16 protein-coding genes are annotated in these 14,565 nt (G+C 61.2%); 3 read left to right on the forward strand and 13 right to left on the reverse strand.

The window, feature by feature from the left end; genetic code table 11:
- Positions 1–58 precede the first annotated feature (58 nt).
- Both AC0L25_RS13910 and AC0L25_RS13915 read left to right on the forward strand, forming a co-directional pair.
- Positions 59–1,159 carry a CBS domain-containing protein gene (locus tag AC0L25_RS13910; RefSeq protein WP_473596012.1) on the forward strand — a complete coding sequence of 367 codons (1,101 nt, stop codon included), beginning with the start codon at positions 59–61 and terminating at the stop codon, positions 1,157–1,159.
- Positions 1,160–1,246: 87 nt separating this feature from the next.
- Complete coding sequence (locus AC0L25_RS13915; protein WP_473596013.1) at positions 1,247–2,050, forward strand: sensor histidine kinase; 804 nt, start codon at positions 1,247–1,249, stop codon at positions 2,048–2,050.
- Positions 2,051–2,477: 427 nt separating this feature from the next.
- Here AC0L25_RS13915 and AC0L25_RS13920 read toward each other — a convergent pair whose 3' ends face one another.
- From AC0L25_RS13920 to AC0L25_RS13960, 9 genes are all read right to left on the reverse strand, one after another.
- Positions 2,478–3,239 (reverse strand): SDR family NAD(P)-dependent oxidoreductase, encoded by a 762-nt coding sequence (locus AC0L25_RS13920; protein ID WP_473596014.1) that lies wholly within the window; start codon positions 3,237–3,239, stop codon positions 2,478–2,480.
- A gap of 92 nt (positions 3,240–3,331) precedes the next feature.
- Positions 3,332–3,970 carry a hypothetical protein gene (locus AC0L25_RS13925; RefSeq protein ID WP_473596015.1) on the reverse strand — a complete coding sequence of 213 codons (639 nt, stop codon included), beginning with the start codon at positions 3,968–3,970 and terminating at the stop codon, positions 3,332–3,334.
- A 136-nt stretch (positions 3,971–4,106) separates the two neighbouring features.
- Positions 4,107–4,388 carry a BMC domain-containing protein gene (locus AC0L25_RS13930; RefSeq protein WP_473596016.1) on the reverse strand — a complete coding sequence of 94 codons (282 nt, stop codon included), beginning with the start codon at positions 4,386–4,388 and terminating at the stop codon, positions 4,107–4,109.
- Positions 4,389–4,402: 14 nt separating this feature from the next.
- Complete coding sequence (locus AC0L25_RS13935; protein ID WP_473596017.1) at positions 4,403–4,654, reverse strand: EutN/CcmL family microcompartment protein; 252 nt, start codon at positions 4,652–4,654, stop codon at positions 4,403–4,405.
- A gap of 11 nt (positions 4,655–4,665) precedes the next feature.
- A complete protein-coding gene (locus tag AC0L25_RS13940; RefSeq protein ID WP_473596018.1) occupies positions 4,666–5,079 on the reverse strand; it encodes a hypothetical protein in 414 nt (137 codons plus the stop codon).
- Between the two features lie 5 nt (positions 5,080–5,084).
- Positions 5,085–5,684: a BMC domain-containing protein gene (locus AC0L25_RS13945; protein ID WP_473596019.1), complete on the reverse strand. Its 600-nt coding sequence runs from the start codon at positions 5,682–5,684 to the stop codon at positions 5,085–5,087.
- Between the two features lie 18 nt (positions 5,685–5,702).
- Positions 5,703–7,298, reverse strand: coding sequence for an aldehyde dehydrogenase family protein (locus tag AC0L25_RS13950; RefSeq protein ID WP_473596020.1), 1,596 nt, complete (start codon positions 7,296–7,298; stop codon positions 5,703–5,705).
- 12 nt (positions 7,299–7,310) lie between these two features.
- Positions 7,311–8,603, reverse strand: coding sequence for a class-III pyridoxal-phosphate-dependent aminotransferase (locus AC0L25_RS13955; protein ID WP_473596021.1), 1,293 nt, complete (start codon positions 8,601–8,603; stop codon positions 7,311–7,313).
- On the reverse strand, positions 8,596–9,621 hold the full coding sequence (locus AC0L25_RS13960; protein ID WP_473596022.1) for a phosphotransferase enzyme family protein: 1,026 nt from the start codon (positions 9,619–9,621) through the stop codon (positions 8,596–8,598). Before AC0L25_RS13960 ends, AC0L25_RS13955 begins: the two co-directional genes overlap by 8 nt.
- A 335-nt stretch (positions 9,622–9,956) precedes the next feature.
- Between AC0L25_RS13960 and qhpR the strand changes: the two genes are divergently transcribed.
- Entirely contained in the window at positions 9,957–10,967 is a 1,011-nt protein-coding gene (gene qhpR, locus AC0L25_RS13965; RefSeq protein ID WP_473596059.1) for an AraC-like transcriptional regulator QhpR, read from the forward strand.
- A gap of 26 nt (positions 10,968–10,993) precedes the next feature.
- On the opposite strand, the gene fabG is transcribed toward qhpR, so the two are convergent.
- From fabG to AC0L25_RS13985, 4 genes are read right to left on the reverse strand one after another with little or no spacing between them, the layout of a single operon-like run.
- Positions 10,994–11,773, reverse strand: coding sequence for a 3-oxoacyl-ACP reductase FabG (gene fabG, locus AC0L25_RS13970; RefSeq protein ID WP_473596060.1), 780 nt, complete (start codon positions 11,771–11,773; stop codon positions 10,994–10,996).
- Positions 11,774–11,790: 17 nt separating this feature from the next.
- Positions 11,791–12,609 (reverse strand): ABC transporter permease, encoded by an 819-nt coding sequence (locus tag AC0L25_RS13975; RefSeq protein WP_473596023.1) that lies wholly within the window; start codon positions 12,607–12,609, stop codon positions 11,791–11,793.
- Positions 12,610–12,612: 3 nt separating this feature from the next.
- Positions 12,613–13,470, reverse strand: coding sequence for an ABC transporter permease (locus AC0L25_RS13980; protein ID WP_473596024.1), 858 nt, complete (start codon positions 13,468–13,470; stop codon positions 12,613–12,615).
- A gap of 7 nt (positions 13,471–13,477) precedes the next feature.
- Positions 13,478–14,542, reverse strand: coding sequence for an ABC transporter ATP-binding protein (locus AC0L25_RS13985; protein WP_473596025.1), 1,065 nt, complete (start codon positions 14,540–14,542; stop codon positions 13,478–13,480).
- Positions 14,543–14,565: the final 23 nt, after the last annotated feature.

Here is a 14,565-nt window from a genome sequence, read left to right on the forward strand (position 1 = left end):
GATTGCGCAAAGCTCTATGAGGTTCGGCAGACCGATGGGGCAGCGGGAGGAACGGCTCATGAGCATTCGCCTGCAGCAGGAACTGATCAGGCACGCGTGCCAAGGAATACCCACCACTTACAGGCAGCTGCTCCGATCAGTTGGAACCGTCGCAGGCGTCGACGAAACTCTTGTCAGGGCCTCACTTGAAAGACTGATGGATGAGGACACGATCGCCGCCAGGCCTTTCGTGACAGCTCTTGTTATAGGTCCCCAAGCAGGTGGCCTTCCGGAGCCATGGTTCTTCAGCAAGGCTCGAAAGTCCGGACGACTGGTCCCACTGTCGGATGAACTCGAGGCGCGGGCTTTCCACGCAAGAGAACTGCAGCGAGCAGTTTCGTATTATCGGACCTTGTCGTCGAACGCCGCGGCAGCCCGCTGGGATCGGAGCCCAGGCGTGGGTATCGAAGGAGCAGTCAAAATGCTGATGGCCAAAGATGTAATGACCGCCGACGTCATCACTGTGGCGTCCGACACCGCTATTCGGACTGTCGCCGAACTCCTCGTCACCCAAGGCGTAAGCGGATTGCCCGTCCTGGACGACGATGTTCTGGTGGGCATCGTGACCGAAGGAGACCTCCTCCATCGAGCCGAAATCGGCACGGCCGCGCGCCCGGTGTCATGGTGGTCCAGGATATTCAAGAGCAAGGCGGTGCTTGCCGCCGCGTACAGCCGCGAGCATTCAACCCGCGTCATGGACGTTATGACCAAGAACGTCGTAACCGTCGAAGAATCCACGCCGATCGCGGACATCGCCGACCTGTTGGCGCAGCGAAAAATAAGGCGGGTTCCCGTGATGCGCGGCGGGAAGGTCGTGGGGATAGTCAGTCGCGCCAACATAGTTCGCGCCTTGGCTGCAACGGCGAACCTTCCACGAAGCGCCTGCAAGGCAGACGACGAAACTATCCGTCAGCAGATTCAGTTGGCTTTGCGCGATGAGGCATGGCCGAGCGCCAGCACGCCCAATTTTACGGTCAGGAACGGCGTGGTTTCCTTCTGGGGCACCCTAGAGTCCGACGAGGAACGCGACGCCCTCCGGGTCCTATGCGAAAACATTCCGGGTGTTCAGAAAGTCGAGGATCATCGTATGATTCTGAGCTTTCCGACCTTTGCCGTGTGATGGGCGCAGGTGGCAAGAAAACATCCTGCGTGTTGTTATGCTAGTATAAGGGAAGCAGGGATTGTCCCGGATTGACTCTGGGCTGTCGTGACGACGCCCAAGCCGCAAATTGGCAACAAGGTGACCCAGGAAACGTCAGTCCAGCCTCAGACTCCGCTACCGTCCGCCGCTGCGGCGGAGCAGCGGGCAACTGCGACACGCAGGCTGGCAGCGCTTGGTGAACTCACCGGCGGAATAGCCCACGATTTCCAGAACCTGCTGACAGCCATCGGGTCAGGCCTCAGGCTGGCTGAAAACACCTGGGACGATCCCACCAAACTGCGTGCACACCTCGCGGAGACGAAGATCGCGGTCGATGGAGGAATTGCGCTGACGTCTCAGCTTCTCGCATTTGCGAGGCATCAGAGCCTCGATCCCCATGCCGGCAACGTGAATGAGTATTTGCACACGTTCGAGCCCTTTCTCAGATACGGCGCCGGGCCGAACGTTCGTCTTATACTGGATCTAACTCCCGACCTGCCGAACTGCCTGTTGGATCCCGCCTTCTTCGAGGCGGCCGTTCTAAATCTTGTCACGAACGCCAGAGACGCTATGCCGAACGGCGGCAGGATCGACATCAGCACCAGACATGTTTCAGGCTCCGACACACCTGGAATCAACCTTACATCGAGCCACGTTCGCGTCAGGGTCAGAGATGAAGGCTGTGGCATGCCCGCCGACATCATCCGCGAAGTGTTCGATCCGTTCTTTAGTACGAAAGGTGATCGCGGGACGGGATTCGGGCTTCCGCAGGTGCGCGCGTTCATGGAAATGGTCGGCGGCATGATAGCGATCTCCAGCGAACCCGAAGCGGGGACGACTGTCGACCTGCTTTTCCCTGCCGTCACGTGAACCGGCAGTTGTCGCGAAATCCGGGGGCGACCCACGGATGGACCGAACGATTAGTTCGCACTGACCTTCCAACTCCATCTCGTATTCTCCGGCCCCGGTTCGTTCTCCTCAGCCATTTTTCAGGTCAGACGATTGCTCGATCCCAGCCGCCGTAGTGCTCGTCGCTGCGGGCGCCCCGGGGCAAGCTCAAACCTATCAGGCGGGCGTCCGAAGTCACCGTAGCGGGCGGCAAGTTCCAGACCTGCTAAGGCAAGGAGCGGCATCCAATCCGAAGAGACAGCAATCGGCGAAGGCGGTCTGCGCGATCGCGTCCTGATCGGCCTCTATATCGGCAAAGGCGGCTCGCAAGCTCGGCGTGAGCACCGTTCCGGCGATCGAGCTTGGGGAATACTACAGCCGCAAGAAATTGTATGACCATAGCGAGACGTCAGCCTAGACATTCGCCACCGTCGATGACGAGCGCCTGGCCAGTCATGAAGGAAGAGCGATCGGATGCGAGGAACAGCACCGACTCGGCGATTTCCTCGGCTGTGGCAAAGCGGCCCATGGGGATCTTTTGGCTTACATAGCATTCAAGCGCAGTGCGTCCGCCCATCTGTCGCATGAACGGTTCGTTGAACGGCGTGTCGACCCAGCCCGGGCAGAGCGCGTTGACCCGTATGTTATGGCGTGCATAGTCGAGTGCGATCTGTTTCGTCATGGCGACGACCGCGTGCTTCGTCGTGGCATAGGCGATCATCCCCCGGTCATAGAGCACGCCGGAGTTCGACGCCGTGATGATGATCGAGCCGCTGCCCTGCGCCTTCATATGCGGGACCGCCAGTTGCGCCAGGCGGAAGTGCTGGCGCACGTTCAGCCGCCACGATCTGTCCATCCCCTCCACGTCCGCCTGCTCCAGCGAACCTTCCACCTGAAAGCCGACATGGGAATGCAGGATGTCTATCCGGCGGAACCTTTCCATGCAGCGCGCGATCAACACGTCAAGTTGCAGATCGTCGGACACGTCGATGGCAATCGCCAGTGCGTGCGCACCCGTTTGCTCGATGGCGTGGGCCGTTTCGGCTGCCTTCTCGCCATCGCGGTCGGCGATCAGAACGTTGGCGCCCTCCTGCCCGAGGATTTCGGCGCTGGCGCGCCCGATGCCCGAACCCGCCCCGGTCACAATCGCCACTCTGTCCTTCAGGATCATTGAGCTTATCCTTCCGCAGTTGTCTTGTGCCGAAACGGGAGCTCGGCGCCCGTCGTAACGCGAGCAAACCGTGGGACTCGGCTAGGTCTGCCCTAAGCCTTTCCGGTCCGGCCGATCACGCTACCCAACATCTTGTCGATGCTGTCCCGCGCGCTCTCGCATTCCGCGCGCGTTCCGGCCAGAAACAACCTGCCGCTGGCGCCGATCATCTGCACGTCGACGAGTGTAATGCCGGGAGCCGCCCGTTCGGCTTCGTTTGCCGCGACGGTGGCAAACAGCGCCGGCTCCAGCTCGTAGACGAGCAGTGATTTTCCTGGCAGCAGCATCGACGCTTCGCGTGTTCTATTAAGGATGATTGCATGCTGGTCCGACACGTTTTCGATGATGTCGGCGTACAGCGTGCGCGGCTTCAGCTGCTCCTCTGGCTTGCAGCCGATGCCGTCGAGAATCGCCTTGCCGGCCTGGTCGAGCTGGGCAAGATCGGGCGAATGCAGCTCGAGGATGCCATAGTGACGTTCGGTGTAAAGCAGACCCGGCTCCATGTTTGGCATCTGCTTGATAGCGAGATCGCAGATGCGGTGAATGGCGAGCGCCGGCGCGACCTCAATGATGAGCGAGTGTTCTCCCGACATTGGGGGATAGCCGCGCCCGCGCGTCGGTGTCGACATGTAGGCCGCGAACTGGCGGCCCAGATCCTTCACCAGCAGATAGACGCGAAGCTCGGTCTTCATGCCTTCCAGCCCTGATCGCCCTCGCCGTCACAGGAAACCGCAGCTGGTCGGTACGGCTGCACCACCCGCGCGCGACTGCCCGAGGATACAACTCCTGTCCGAAAGCGGGAGGGCTTTCCGAGGACAAAAAAGCGCATCACTTGCCGGTCGCGGAGGCGAAATGCTTGCCGAGATCGGGATGCGGACGCGGGATGACATGCACCGAGACCAGCGTGCCGACGCTGGTGGCCGCCTCGGCGCCCGCCTCGGTCGCGGCCTTTACCGCGCCGACATCGCCATTGATGATGATGGCGACGAGACCGTCGCCGACTTCCTCGCGTCCGACCACGGTCACATTGGCTGCCTTCACCATGGCGTCGGCCGCGGCCAGTGCCGCGACGAACCCTTTGGTCTCGATCATTCCAATTGCGTTCGACATAGTGCTCTCCTGGTTTACGTTGAGCTATTTGGATTTCGGTTTTGGTGTTCGTCGAGCGAGCCGATGATGAGTGCATCGATCGGAATCTTGCCGCCGCCGAGCCATGAGGCGGCAGTGGAACCGGTGACGATGAGGACTTCCTCGCCTTCGCCGCAGCCCAGGACGTCAAAGGCAACCAAAAGCCCGCCGCCGGCGCCCTCCACTTCAAGGAAAGCTCCGGACGGAATGTGCTCGATGCGCTTTGTGGCCCAGTAGCGGCCCACCACGCGACCACGTATCATTGTCTGATCCTCTCTACGCTGATGTTGCGGGCCTTCGCCTTGTCGCGGGCCAACGGAGTGATGCTGACGCCAGGGCCGAGTTGGAGACGCGTGACGTGTGTCGGCAGTTTGCCGATCACCGCTTCGGTGACGATGCCCACATCGATGCGATGGCTCGGGCTTGCGGCCGGGGCACCTGCGACAACGGCATCCGCGGCGAGGCGAAACGGATGATGCCCGGCCTCCATGGCCGCGCGGATTTTCGGGTCTTTGGCGAGCCGCAGAACCTCGCGGGCGAAGCTGGCGAGGTCGGCGCTACTTGTGATCCGGACTGGTTGGGGGCCCGCCGACGCCTGTCCTTGCCTAAGGTGCTTCACTTCCTCGGCGATCACATCGCGAATGAGGCTGCGGATGACGTCCTTGTCCAGCATGCGGGTCATCCCCTTAGCGCAGCAAGTGCTGCTTCCGCGCCCATGCGTACGTCGGATTCCGCTCCGGACAGATATACCCGCCCGGTGGAGCCAAACATGCGGTAGTCGACCACCTTGATGTCGGCGGTCTTCTCCGCTTCGTTGGTGGCGAACACCGCGTAGGCTGCGGGCTGCATCTCCAGGACGAAAAGCGACTCTCCCGGCAGGATCATCGATCCCGATTTGTTGCGGTTGATGAGGAAGGCGTGGCCGTGATCGATCCGGGTAACGATCTTGGAGGCCAGGATCTGGGGCTTGATGGCCGCTCCGGAGCCTGCGTCGAGGATGTCGAGCACGGCGCCGGCTGCCGATTTCACCGCGGCGACGGAGCGCGAATGGAATTCGAGATAGCCGAACTGACGTTCCACGACCAGCATACCACCGCTGACGTCGGCGTGCTTCAACGCCACATCCGTCAGGGCCTCGATATCGAGACCCGGCGCGACCTCGATGATCTGTGCTGCCATATTGGTGCGCGGCAAACGCCCACGCATGCCGCTCGCCATGTAGCACAGCGTTTGCGGCTGCAGTTGGTCGATGAAGATGAAGGAGCGCAGCTCGGCCATGTTGTCAGATCGCCTGGCTCATGGCCGCAACGCATCGCGGAGTTCTTCGAGCACCATACGGCGAATCTCTTCGCGCAGCTGGGTGACGTCCTCCACATCGCCTGTCGCGCCTGCTTTTCGCGGCGCGGCCTCCCGCATCTGCTCCGCCCCCTCCTGCAGGCGTCCAAGAGACATCGGGGCTTCTCGCCCGAGCGCCACGGCCGGCCCGCCGGCCCAGGCGTCGAGCTGCGCGAAATCGCCGAATGCCTCCTTGGGGTCGTCATTGTAGGCGATGCGGGTCCAGTTGATGAGATGCTGCGGCCCGACATTCTCGCCGACCGATGATGAGCCGAAATAGCCGGTGCCGATGGTAAAAGCGGGCGCGAGATGGGTGCCATAGCCTGCCGCCCCTTGGCTGCATGGTGCGTTGACGACGACGCGCAAGGTCTTCACCGCCGCGCCGTAGGCGAGGATCGTTGCGGTGTCCTTGCTGTGGATCGCCGCGGAATGGCCCGCCCCGGAGAAGCGGATCAGGGACCGCGCTTGGGCGATACCGGCTTGCGCGTGGGGCACACGCAGAAAGCCAAGCACTGGGCAGAGCTTTTCCTTCGACAGCGGCTCGTCGATGCCGACGCGGTCTATCTCGGCAATAATGATCTTGATGTTGGCGCTCAGGCGCAGTCCGATCATCGCGCCGATCTCGACAGCCGATTTGCCTAGCACCTCGACGTTGAAGCTGCCGCGGCCAAACAGCAATTCGCGCAACGCCGCCACCTCTTCGGGCCTAGCCACGTGCGCGCCAGCGGATTTCATGTCCTGAAGCAACCGGTCGGCAGTGGCCTCCACCGCGACGACAACGCTTTCATTGGTGCAGAGGATGGAATTATCGAAGCTTTTCGACGCGACAATGCGTTTGGCCGCTTCGGCCAGATCGGCGCTTTCGTCGACCAGGGCAGGCGCATTGCCCGGTCCCACGCCTATGGCCGGGTTGCCGGAACTGTAGGCGGCGCGCACCATCGGCGTGCCGCCGGTCGCCAGGATCACGCCGATGCGCGGCGATCTCATGATATGCTCAATCAGTGGCAGGTTGGGCTGCTCGATCACCTGGATGATGCCGGTAGGTGCGCCGGCTGCTTCCGCAGCTTCAGCCATCAGCGTCGCGGCACGGGCCGAACACGCCTTGGCCATTGGATGCGGCGAGACCACGATGGCGTTGCGGGTCGCTAGCGCCATCATCACCTTGTAGTAGACCGTGCAGACAGGATTGGTGGACGGCGTCAACGCGAAGACGATGCCCGCCGGACGCGGCAATTCCACCATCTTCTGGTCCGGCAAGATCCGGGGCGAGCAGAAATCTTGCTTCGAATAGAACGTGTAGAACCCGCGCGAGGTGAGCTCGTTCTTGATCTTCTTGTGTTCGGCCACACCGAAACCGGTTTCCCTGACTGCTGCCTCGGCAAGCTCGCCCGCATGCGCGTGGGCGATATCCGCGGCCGCATGCGCGATCTTGTCCACGCGGGCGCGATCGAAGCGTGCGAAAGCGGTTGCTGCCCACTCCGCGGTCTGCAGCATGAGGTCCGCGGATCCGCTCGCGCGCCTATCGCCGGCAAGGGTTTCTTCGATGATTGCGGTCATCGCATCTTTTCCTTACGCGGCACGGTTCGTGCCGCGCCCACGACGCAGGCATTCGGCATAAGCGAGGCCAACGCTGCGCTCGACACGTTCGAGCACCTCCTCGCACAGGTCCGCGGTCATCAGCACCCCTGGCTTGAATTGCAGCACCCGCGGATCGAGCGTTGAGAAGATCGCCCAGACGCCATTCTCATAAAGGTGCTTCATGACCGGCTTGGCGCCCTCCGGAAAATCGAATTCGAGCCCCATGACGACGCCGCATTGGCGTATCCCGACAAAGAAATCGGGGTACAGCTTCATGACCTCATGGAGGCCATTGCGAAACGTTTCGGAGATGTAGTTGACCATCGGCCTGACGGTCGGCCGCTGCAGGATTTCGAGTGTCTTCATGGCGACCAGGCAACCCAGTTCGGCGCCGCCCATGGTCGACATATGAGCGAAACCATCCTGAGTGAGCCACCCGGCATAGGGCTCGCGAACGATGACGCAGGCGATCGGATACATGCCCCCGGAGATGCCCTTGCCGGTGACGACCATGTCCGGGGTTATGCCGTAACGCTGGTACCCCCACATTTCGCCGCAGCGCATCAGCCCGGTCTGCACCTCGTCGGCGACGTAGAGGGCGCCGTAGCGCTCGCATAGCTTCTTCACCTCCTGGAGGTAGCCGGGCAGCGGCATTGGAAAGCCGTAGGTGGCCGGGATAGTCTCCATGATCAGGGCGGCTACATCCTTGCCCTTGAGCGCGTCCTCCATCGCGGTCAGGTCGTTGAACGGTACATGGACGAAGTCGTCCGGCTGATCGGACAGGAAGATCTTCTTGAACCGGTCGGCGCCGGCGGCGACTGCCAGCCCAGTGTGGCCGTGATAGGCGTTGACGATGGAGACGATCTTGCGCCGCTGCGTGGCATGGCGCGCCGTCTTCAGCGCTATGTCGATGGCCTCGGCGCCGCCGGAGGCATACATGGTATAGTGCAGATCGCCGCCGCAGATTTGCGCCAGCCTTTCCGCCAGTGCAGTGCGTGCCTGCGACGGAAAGTGGTGGTTGCCCATGTCAAAGCGCTGCGTGCCTCTATTGAGTACCTCGATCAGCTCCGGGTGCCGGTGCCCGATATTGTAGGTGCCGCCGTTGAGATGGAGATCGATCAGGCGCCTGCCGTCCATGTCCCAGAGCAGGTAGCCTTCACGCCGGTCAATGACGAGATCGACGCCCATGTCCTGCCAGGCCTGGGTCTTGCCTGGATTCCAGAACGTTTTCGACTTGGCGATGAACTCGCGCTTTTCCGGACTCTGTTGTTTCTGATCAGCCATTTTGGTTTCCGGATCCAAATGACGAAAAGTTGCTGAGGTAGCGTTCGGCGAGTTCGCAGGTGCCGGTGCTGTAGCCTGGACCCTCGATGCGGGCGAGCTCGGTTTCGCTATGCGATCCCATCCACGCAAACAGCGCCATGCGCCGCATCAGGATGAAGGTCCACAGCTCGTCTTCGTCTTCACGAGGCAGGACGCGATGGCGGCGATAGCCATCTTTCCACGCCTCCATCAATTCCGGCACGTCGGCGCGATCTTCGAAGAAACTCACCGCGGTCGCCGCATCGTAGAGGAACCAACCCAAGCCGCAATCGTCGAAGTCGATGACCCGGACGTCTCCATCATGAACGAGAAGATTGGCAAGCCGAAAATCGGCGTGAATGAGACCGTAGCGCTCGACACCCTGGCCGAAGCGCGCAAGACGGCCTTCCATCAGATCGACAGCTCGCTGCAGCAATCGGGCGCGGTCCGCCGTGCAATCCGGCCCGTCTTGCCAACGACCCCAGTTGGGCCGAGCGCCAATGGAATGCTCGAAATCCCAGCACAGGCGGTCGAAATATAAGGGCCGGTGCCAGGTCTGACTGTGATTGTGGCAGCGCGCCGTCACCTCGCCGAGCGCGCGGAAGGGTGGAATGAGATTGTCCTGAGACGGCTCGACGCCATCGATGAATTCGAACAGCACGCAATTGCGTGCCATGGCGAGAGTGGGATGCTCGACCCACTGGATGTCGGCGCCATCATTGCCGTTAATGGCCTGGGGCGTCTTGACGCCGGCGTCGGCCTTCAGGGCACGCATCCATGCGAGTTCACTGCGGATGCCATCCCTGCTGTGGTAGGCGTGGCGATGGATCCGCAGGATCACCGGTCGCGGGCCGATCGGAGGTTCGACGCGATACGTCCAGTTTTCGGAGTGATTGATCAAGGTGAGCTCGGCGCCTTCAAGGCCCCAGCGCGGCAGCGCCGCAGTGGCCAATTCATCAGTCGCCTGCAACAGCTCTTTCGTTGTGAGCGCGTTGCTCATGCATTGTTCTCGCTGCGGCAAAAAGAGAAGCGGCTCCGATCCGGATGTCTCGCCTGGCTGCTCTTTGAACGGATGTCCCGATGTCTCGTAAGCTAGACTGCCGCCGGGGCCTTCGGCTTGACCCGTGAGGCAGCGATCTTGACACCTGTCTGGATGGACCTGAGCGACTGCACATCCGCCGTCCGCAACTATTGCTCGCTTCGGGTCATTTCCCTTGAAGCTGGCGCACCGGTCGTGCAATCATTTCGCCGATCCATCGCTTAGCCAGGACGTTAGAAGTGACATCCGCTCTGCTGGAACGAAATTCTGCGGTTGCAAGGGAAGGCGCGCCGATCGTGCTCGCGGCGGCAGCGACCGGCCTTGTCGACTTCATCGAGGCGCAGCGTGGCGATGTCGATTCGATCTTCGGCAATTCCGGAATAGCTCCGGATATGGCCGGCGCGCCGACCTTGAAAGTCAAGCTCGCCTCTTATTGCCGCTTGTTCGAGGAGGCCGCAAAGCAGGTTCGCTCCGGACATTTTTGTCCGGGGAATTTCGGTCTTTGGTTTGGCCAACAGTTCCAGCCGCGCGACCTCGGCATGTGGGGTTATGCGGCAATCTCCGCGCCCACGCTGGGGGCGGCGCTCGACAATCTGGTGCGGCTATTTCACCACCATCAGGAATCGTCCTGGATGGGGCTGGCCAAGGGCGCCGACGGCCTGATGCATCTGGAGTACCAGATCTACTCCTCCGCGATCGTGGAACGCCGGCAGGATGCCGAACTGTCGCTCGGCATGTTCGCCAACGTGATCAGAGATTGCGGCGAGGCGAAATGGTCTCCGGTGGAAGTCCACTTCGAACACCCGAGACCAGAATTCTGGAAGGAGCACGAGACCGCCTTCGACGCGCCGGTCTATTTCAGCCAGCCGACCAATGCACTGCTGTTTCGCCCGGAGCTGCTGGACCGAGCCATGCCCGGGAGAGATCTGCAATTGATGTGCATGATGGAGACCTGCCTGGAGTCCCTCGGCTCGCATCGGGCCGGCGATGAAGGACTCGTCGATCGGGTCAAAACCGCGGTTCGCGCCAATCTGCCGAATGGCTACCCCAGCCTTGACCACATTGCGCATGAATTGCGCGTGACCGCCGCCAGCATCCAGCGGGAACTGACCGAACAGGGGATAAATTACAAAGACGCGGTCGAACTGACGCGGCAGGCGATGGCGCGGACCTACCTCGATCAACGCCAGCTTCCGCTAACCGAGATCGCGTTCCTGCTCGGCTACTCGGAGCTTTCTGCCTTCACGCGGGCCTTCACCCGCTGGACCGGCATCAGCCCGAGCACCTACCGCAAGCGCGGTCATTGAGGCCGCAGGCCACCAGCCAGCGTTCGTTACATCTGCGAGAGCGCGTCCGGCGATTCCGGCAGGGTTTGGCCGCCGTCGACGATGATGGTTTGTCCGGTGATGTAGCGGGCTTCGCGGCTGGCGAAAAACAGCGCCGCATGGCCGATGTCTTCCACATCCCCGAGATGGCCCAGGGGTACTGCCGCGGCCATGCCCTTCATATAGTCGGGCCCAAGCCCTTCCAGGCCTTCGGTCACGATGTTGCCGGGCATCACGGCGTTGATGGTGATGCCATATTTCGCCAGTTCCATGCAGGCGGTCCGCATGAAGCCAAGCTGCCCCGCCTTGGTCGCGCCATAGTGGCTCCAGCCGGGGAAGCCGGTAATCGGCCCGGTGATCGAGGACGTGATGACGATGCGTCCCTCTGCGGTCTTCTTGAGGTATGGTATGCAGGCCTTCACGGAGAGGAAGGTGCCCTTGAGGTTGGTCGCCTGGACCTCGTCCCACGTCTCCGCGCTCATGTTCTCGATCGTCACCTGTGGGAACATGCCGGCGTTGGCGCACAGGACATCGACCCCGCCATAGCGATCCGCGGCGGCCTTCGCCATCGCTTCCATCTCCTCGGGCCTGGTCACATCGGCGCGGAATCCGCTCGCCGTGTGACCCATGTCGACGAGCAGCTTGGCTGCGGCTTCCGCCGAGGCGAGATCGCGGCCGACGACCAGGACCTTCGCGCCATGTCTGGCAAAGACTCGGGCAATGCCCTTGCCAATGCCTTTGCTGGCTCCTGTCACAATGACCGATTTGCCTCTGATCGATTCAGCCAACATGATGGTTCCTCCAATTAATGGGTGCCGTCGGCATCGGCGGTGCGGCGACGTAGGACGACGATGATGATATAGCCGAGCAGCAAAAGCAGAGCGGCGCCAAGCGTGGACACGGTGCCCAGCACCGGCACGCCGGGCGTGTAGCCGGCGACCATCTTGGCATAGAGATATTCCGGCAGAGTGGTATCCGCGCCGGTGGTGTAGAGCGAGAGGGGGAAGTTGCCCCAAGAGAGCAGGAAGGCGAACAACGCGCCGGAGAAAATGCCCGGAAATAATACCGGCAATGTCACCTCCCGAAACACCTGCCACCGCGTGGCGCCGAGATCGAAAGCTGCCTCTTCCAAGGCCGGATCAAACGAATAAACCTGGATCGAAATCACCAGTGTGCAAACCGGTATGATCCACACCAGATGAGCGAAGACCGCGGTCTGCCATGACATGGTAAAGCCGAGTGCGTTGAACCACAGCAAGAGCGCCAGACCGAGCACCGTTTGCGGAAAGAAGATCGGCAGCAGCACGATCTTCTGATAGAGAGAGCGGCCTTTCCATTCGTAGCGCGCAAAGGCCAGCGCGCCGAACAGCGCGATCACGACGGCGATCGCCGTGACGCACAGCGCGATAGTGAGGGAGGTCCTGAAGAGCTGGTGCACTTCCAGCGAGGCGAATGTCTTCTGCCACCAGTCAAAGCCCCACTTCTGGATGGGGAACATGAAGTAGCGGCTGGCCGTGCTCGATGCGAGCAACAGGCTGATTGCAGGCAGGTACATGAAGACGATGACCGCGAGAGCCCATGACCAGATCAAGGCGCGCCGCACACGATCACCGTAGCTGTCCATCGGTCACCTCCGGCCCAGGATGGAGTCGAGGTCGAAGCGCCGCAGCACCACCAGCACCAGCGCGCCGACAACCAGCATCAGGAGCACTGAGAGTGCGGCCCCCAGCGGCCAGTTCTGCGCATAGGTGAACGCGATCTCAATGTCGTGCGTGATCGGTATGATGCGCTGACCGCCCAACACCTTAGCCTCGGCAATGGCTCCGACCGCCAGCACGAAGGTCAGCAGAAAGCCGATGACGATGCCTGGCATGGAAAGCGGCAGATCGATCTCTTTGAAGACCTGCCAACGCGTCGCTCCGAGGTCGAAGGCGGCGTCGCGGGTCTGTTGCGGCACCATGGAGACGCCCAGCGTCATCGGAAACAGCATGAACGGCAGGTAGACGTAGACCATGCCGAGCAGCGTCAGGCCGGTGGTGAAGAGGACACTTTCCGGCTGGTAGCCAAAGGTGGACTTCAATGTGCCCAGCAGCACGCCGTTCTTGATAAAGAATAGGATCCAGCCATAAATCCGCACATTTTCGGAAACGAAGAGAGGCAGGGTGAACAGAAGTATTATCAGGGTTGCGTATCTGCCGAACACGCGCGCCAGACCAAAGGCCACGGGGTAGCAGATGATGGCAAGGATCACGACCGTGATTGCGGCTAGGCCCAGTGACCACAGAAACGTGATGTAGCTCGATGAATTGAAGACCTCGACGTAGTTCACGAGGCTCCAGTCTTGCCAAAGGCTGAACGTGCGGGTCGGCACGAAGCTGAAGGCGATGACTGCCAGTAGCGGGGCGACAAACCCGCAGAGCAAGAAGACAAGGACTGGGAGTGAGTGGCGCACACCGGGAACGAAAATCTTGCCGAGCGTCTTCATCGGCGCCTCAATCCGTCACCAGGATGCTGTCGCGCGCATCCCAGCCGATCAAGACCGTGTCGTCCCGTTTGCCCGCAAAATTCTGTTGCCGCAGCTTCTCGACGATGAAGACATTTTCGCCGACCCGCACCTGGTACTGAACGCGCGAGCCGAGCACATACTCATTGTAGAGCAGTCCTTCGAGGCAGTTTTCCCTGCCAGTCGGGCTGGCCACGAAATGTAGCGATTCCGGGCGAACCACCACATAGCCGGCAGCAAATCCGGCTGGAACTGGTGGACTCTTGAGTCTCGCATTTAATTCGGGGGCGTTGACATGGTCCGATCCATCCGCCGTCACCGGAATCACGTTCACGTCGCCGATGAACTCGGATACAAACTTGGTGCGCGGCGCGGAATAGATCTCCTGCGGCGACCCTACCTGGACCAGTTTTCCCGAGCGCATGACGCCGATCCGATCGCTCATCACCATCGCCTCTTCCAGGCTGTGGGTGATGTAGATGAAGGTCTTGCCGGTTTCGCGGTGGATGTCCTTCAGCTCTTTCTCGAGCGTCTTCCTGAGCTTGTAATCGATCGCCGAGAGCGGCTCGTCGAAGAATAAGATATCTGGTTCGTAAGCGAGCGCGCGTGCTAGCGCGACGCGTTGGCGTTCGCCACCCGAACACTTTGTGACATTCCTACCGTAGTAGGTTTCCGGCAGCCGCAGTTGGGTCATGAGGTCCAGCGCGCGGACCTTTCGCGCCGCGGGATCGACCCCCTTCATCTTGAGTGAGAACTCGATGTTCTGGCCGACAGTGCGATGCGGAAACAGGGCCAGCGACTGGAACACCATGCAGGTGGGCCGCTTGTTGGCCGGCAAATCGTTGATGCGCTTGCCACGCAGCAGAATATCGCCGGTGCTGGCAAATTCCATGCCGGTCAGCATGCGCAGCAGAGTTGTCTTGCCGCTGCCGGAAGGACCGACGATGGTGAAAAATTCGCCCTCTTGGAAATCGAGATCGATGCCGTCTACGGCAGCAAACCCGCCAAACATTTTGGTTAGATTGCGAAGCTGCAAAATTGATAGGGCAGCCATGGACCTCGCATTCCGAAGTGAGA

Source organism: Mesorhizobium sp. WSM4813, from assembly GCF_055811555.1.

What these genes read in the sequence shown, in the direction of transcription:
- AC0L25_RS13910 (WP_473596012.1), top strand. Translation starts at nt 59, where the DNA reads ATGAGCATTCGCCTGCAGCAGGAACTGATCAGGCACGCGTGCCAAGGA.
- AC0L25_RS13920 (WP_473596014.1), bottom strand. Translation starts at nt 3,239, where the DNA reads ATGATCCTGAAGGACAGAGTGGCGATTGTGACCGGGGCGGGTTCGGGC.
- AC0L25_RS13925 (WP_473596015.1), bottom strand. Translation starts at nt 3,970, where the DNA reads ATGAAGACCGAGCTTCGCGTCTATCTGCTGGTGAAGGATCTGGGCCGC.
- AC0L25_RS13930 (WP_473596016.1), bottom strand. Translation starts at nt 4,388, where the DNA reads ATGTCGAACGCAATTGGAATGATCGAGACCAAAGGGTTCGTCGCGGCA.
- AC0L25_RS13940 (WP_473596018.1), bottom strand. Translation starts at nt 5,079, where the DNA reads ATGCTGGACAAGGACGTCATCCGCAGCCTCATTCGCGATGTGATCGCC.
- AC0L25_RS13945 (WP_473596019.1), bottom strand. Translation starts at nt 5,684, where the DNA reads ATGGCCGAGCTGCGCTCCTTCATCTTCATCGACCAACTGCAGCCGCAA.
- AC0L25_RS13950 (WP_473596020.1), bottom strand. Translation starts at nt 7,298, where the DNA reads ATGACCGCAATCATCGAAGAAACCCTTGCCGGCGATAGGCGCGCGAGC.
- AC0L25_RS13955 (WP_473596021.1), bottom strand. Translation starts at nt 8,603, where the DNA reads ATGGCTGATCAGAAACAACAGAGTCCGGAAAAGCGCGAGTTCATCGCC.
- AC0L25_RS13960 (WP_473596022.1), bottom strand. Translation starts at nt 9,621, where the DNA reads ATGAGCAACGCGCTCACAACGAAAGAGCTGTTGCAGGCGACTGATGAA.
- AC0L25_RS13975 (WP_473596023.1), bottom strand. Translation starts at nt 12,609, where the DNA reads ATGGACAGCTACGGTGATCGTGTGCGGCGCGCCTTGATCTGGTCATGG.
- AC0L25_RS13980 (WP_473596024.1), bottom strand. Translation starts at nt 13,470, where the DNA reads ATGAAGACGCTCGGCAAGATTTTCGTTCCCGGTGTGCGCCACTCACTC.
- AC0L25_RS13985 (WP_473596025.1), bottom strand. Translation starts at nt 14,542, where the DNA reads ATGGCTGCCCTATCAATTTTGCAGCTTCGCAATCTAACCAAAATGTTT.